The 4507-nt window shown below is 30.2% G+C and carries 3 protein-coding genes and 1 tRNA gene; 1 reads left to right on the forward strand and 3 read right to left on the reverse strand.

Annotated elements, in window-relative coordinates:
• Nucleotides 1–236: 236 nt before the first annotated feature.
• The 3 genes from LJD34_RS15485 to LJD34_RS15495 form a co-directional block, all read right to left on the reverse strand.
• Nucleotides 237–2168, reverse strand: a complete 1932-nt coding sequence (locus LJD34_RS15485) for an FAD-dependent oxidoreductase (RefSeq protein WP_227360315.1) — start codon at nt 2166–2168, stop codon at nt 237–239.
• Nucleotides 2169–2293: 125 nt separating this feature from the next.
• Nucleotides 2294–3091: a MerR family transcriptional regulator gene (locus LJD34_RS15490; protein ID WP_227360316.1), complete on the reverse strand. Its 798-nt coding sequence runs from the start codon at nt 3089–3091 to the stop codon at nt 2294–2296.
• A 91-nt stretch (nt 3092–3182) separates the two neighbouring features.
• Nucleotides 3183–3259, reverse strand: a tRNA-Arg gene (locus tag LJD34_RS15495).
• A 94-nt stretch (nt 3260–3353) separates the two neighbouring features.
• On the opposite strand from LJD34_RS15495, the gene LJD34_RS15500 reads away from it, so the two are divergent.
• On the forward strand, nt 3354–4238 hold the full coding sequence (locus LJD34_RS15500) for a DMT family transporter (protein WP_227360317.1): 885 nt from the start codon (nt 3354–3356) through the stop codon (nt 4236–4238).
• Nucleotides 4239–4507: the final 269 nt, after the last annotated feature.

A 4507-nucleotide genomic window follows, 5' to 3' on the forward strand; every position in this document is an offset into this window, starting at 1 on the left:
ACTCCGCCTAATAATTTAGAGCGAACCTCTAAGCACCGGATAATTTAATATACCAATTAATTCCTCATCCATAATGTTTGAGGAATTATTGTAATTAGAAACAATTGCTTCTTATAGTAGAATAATTTTATTATATAGATATTTAAAATTCCTATTTTTAATATATTTTTATTCTACAAAAGAAAAGGCTGTATGAAATTAATTGTTTAATTTCGTAACAGCCCCTTTACTATTTATTATAATTTTAAGCCAACTTCTAAACCTTCTTTAGTTGCTGGAATAGCGCCACCTGCTTGTTTAGCACCACCAATGACATAGACTTCCTTACAATATTTTTTAGCAATTTCTTCTAATGGATTATATGATTTATAACCAAAAGCAGAGATAACTTGTACAGCTGGAATCGAAACTGTATTTCCACTTGCATCTTCTCCAATAACAGCAGTTTCTGTAATTTCTTTAACTTTAAATTGTGTTTTTACTTTAATACCTGCTTTTTGGATCATTTCTAATAGACATACTTTTGTCATGATCATCATATCATTTAAAATATCAGGTTGCATTTCTAACAATGTCACATCATGATTTTTTTCAGCTAGATAGTGAGCTGTTTCACCACCAACTTCTCCTCCACCACAAACAACAATAGGATCGTTAGAAATATCATATTTACCAAGTAGCATATCTTCTGCAGTAAATACATTTTTACCATCAATACCTTTAATTGGTGGAACCATTGGTTTAGCCCCTGTTGCAAGAATAATAGCATCTGGTTTAATTTCTTGAATCATTTCTTCACTTACTTCACTATTTAAATGTACAGGAACATTAAGAGCTTCTAAATTAGCACGATAAGAAGAAGTTGTAGTAGATAATTCACCTTTTCCAATTGGATATGCAGCTGATCTAAATTGACCACCTAAATGACTACTTGCTTCATATAAAGAAACATCATGACCTTTAATGGCTGCTGTTCGAGCAGCTACTAAACCTGCTGGTCCTCCACCAATGACCATTACTTTTTTAGGTTGAGTCGTTTTTGTTAAATCTGTTTCATATTCACGCCCTACTCTTGGATTAACTAAACAAGTGACACATCCTCCTGTTAATAATGGACCTTCACATCCTTGAAGGCATCCAATACAATAATTAATTTGATCAAATTTTCCTTTTTTAGCTTTTACTGGTAAATAAGGATCTGCTAAAGAACCTCTAGCCATTCCTACAAAATCACATTTATCCATTTCTAGTAAAATATCAGCCATTCCCGGTTCATTAATACGATTAGCTAAAATAACAGGAATTTTAACGACCTTTTTAACATTAGCAGCAGCTTCCATATTTAATGCATGTTTAGTAAACATTGGTGCAATAATTTGATCAATTGGTGCTGCAGCATAAACTCCATTTGAAACATGAATTGCATCAAAACCAACTTCTTCTAAATGTTTTGCAAGTTGATATGTTTCAGCTTCTGTACGTCCTCCTTGAACATATTCATTAGCTGAAATACGTACTTGAATTGGAAAATCTCCTACTTCTTTTCTCATAGCAGCAATAATTTCATCAACAATTCTTACTCTATTATCAAAACATCCACCATATTGATCTACTCTTTTATTGACATAAGATGATAAAAATTCAGCTAATAAATAACCATGAGCACAATGTAATTCAATTCCATCAAAACCAGATTCTTTACATCTTCTTGCTGCTTGACCAAAATCTTCAACAAGTGTATGAATTTCTTCAACAGTCATTTCTCTTGCTAAATCCATACAAATAGGATCTTTTGTTCCTGAAGGTGCTAATGGTTGAACATTACCATTAACCGCATGTGAACTTTGTCTTCCTGGATGATACATTTGACAGAAGATCTTAGAACCATGTTCATGTACACGACGCGTTAATTCTTTATTTAAAGCAACATGTTCATCTTTATAAAATCCTGGAATATATTGATATCCCTTTCCATGAGGTGTAACACTATAATCTTCAGTAATAATCATACCCCATCCACCTTTTGCTTTTTCTTCGATATAGGCCATATATCTATCTGTTAAAAAGCCATCTTCATCACAATAATTTGTAACCATTGCTGGTACGACCAATCTGTTTGGTATTGTACAGTTTCCTACTTTCATAGGTGTAAATAATTTTGTTATCATTCCTTTTTCCTCCTTGTAACCACTTATAGTATACGCCTTGAAAGCATTACAAGGTCAAGTGCTTGTGAAATAATACACAAATAAGTAAAATAGCTTAAAAAACACAAAAAAACATTGAAATGAATTCAATGTTTTAAAGCAATTGGTATTTGTATTTCCATAATCCTTTGAAAATTTTCTCCTTCATAACCCCTACCTACAATAATTCCTCTAGGAGTTCCTACTATTTGATATTCATCTTTGATTTCATTTAATATATTTTCTAATTGATTTCTATTAAAACAACCTATTTCACCCATATCAATCATTGTACATAGACATAATTGCTTCTTTAAATACTTTTCATCTTTAAAAGAAAGCTGAAGTGATTCTATGTATCTCTCTTCCATTCCATACCACCAAGTTTCTTTCTCTTTTTCAAATAAAACCATAGATTCCACATAAACCATTCTTTCCTTGGAAAAAAGCAAATTTCTATTTTCAATAGATATTTGTAATTTATCATAGTCATCACCTTTTCCATTAGTTAGAAACACAAGTTGATATTCAGGAACATTTTTGACCCAATACTTTCCTAAATTAAATTTACATGTTTCGATTCTTTCTGCTAATTCTTTAACACGTTCTTTCAATAAAATTTTTTTAATAATATCTTGATCTATTTCTTGATAATATTGATACAAATGTTGTGCATAGTTTTCTAAATAATGTTCATTTAATAATTCAGAGATATCTTTGATTCCAAAATGAATTGATTGATAGCGAATAATTTCCATTAATAAAAAAACATCCATGACTGAATATGTACGATAATTATTATCTTCTTTCCTTGATGGTTTTAAAATACCTTGTTTTTCATAATAACGAATCATTTCTTTTGAAATATTCAATATTTTAGATACTTCACCTATTTTATATTCCATACGCAATTCCTCTTTACATTTATATTATTGTATCATAAAAAAATATTCAATAAGCAATAATTGCTTATTGAATAATCTATTGTTTTAAAAATGGCGGTACTAATGAGATTCGAACTCATGATCTTACGTTCCGGAGACGTACGCTTTATCCAGCTAAGCTATAGCACCAGCAAATATATTCTATCATATTAGAGATAAATAATGTATCAAATATAGTATTTTAAATCAATATTTGTTAGAATGTCATCCATGGGGTGAGGATATGAAAAAAGGAATTACTATTACATTATTAGGTGGTGCATTTTGGGGTATTTCAGGAACCATGGGACAGTTTCTGTTTCAAACTTATCATTTAAATACAATGTGGCTTACAACATTGCGTATGATCTTTGCGGGGATCATTCTATTAAGTGTTTGTTTTATCAAAGATACAAAAAAGACATTAAGTATTTGGAATAATAAAAATGATATCTTTCAACTTATCTTGTTTGCACTATTAGGATTAATGTTTTGTCAATATTCCTATATGACAGCAATCTATTATTCAAACAGTTCAACCGCAGCTATACTACAATACTTGAATCCAATCTTTATTATGTTCTATACATGTCTTGTTTGTAAAAGATTTCCTTATAAAAAAGAACTTCTTTGTGTTGTTTTAGCTTTTGGTGGAACCTTCATTCTAGCAACACATGGAAATATTCATGAAATGATCTTATCTTTTGAAGGATTGTTTTGGGGAGTGATGGCAGGATTAGCTGCTTCGTTTTATTCATTGCTTCCTCGACATATCATGAATAAATACGGCAGTTTGATTCCTACAGGCTATGCCATGATTATAGGTGGCGTCGTATTAGGAATAATTGGACGTGTTTGGAATATCTCTGTTTCTTTAGATATCTATGGCTATTTAGCAATGGCAGGAATTATTGTTATCGGAACTGTTTTAGCTTTTTCAATGTATCTTATAGGAGTCAATCTTATTGGACCTATGAGAGCTTCATTAATTGCTGCAGTTGAACCATTAAGTGCAACGATTTGCATGTGTTTATGGTTGCATTCTCCTTTTACATTAATGGATGTTTTAGGTTTTATTATGGTCATGTCTACAATCTTTATATTATCTTATAAAAAGAAAACTTCATAAAAATGACATAAAGTATTTAACTTTATGCCATTTTTTATTATGATTCAAAATATTTTTCTATTTCTAAAACTTTATCTTTAGAAACTTTTAACAATTCAACCGCTTTTGAAAATGAAATACTTAAGCTATTCATCAAATCTGTAATCAGTTCAATATTTTTCTTTTTTGTCCTTGTACTAATCCTTTTTCTATATTTTCTCTCGCTATCATTTTTCCTAAATTACACATCTTTTTAACCTCCTTCTCTATTTCTTCAAATCCATATTCTT

It is taken from the genome of Faecalibacillus sp. MSK20_93, assembly GCF_020589945.1.
GTDB classification, from domain to species: domain Bacteria; phylum Bacillota_I; class Bacilli_A; order Erysipelotrichales; family Coprobacillaceae; genus Faecalibacillus; species Faecalibacillus intestinalis.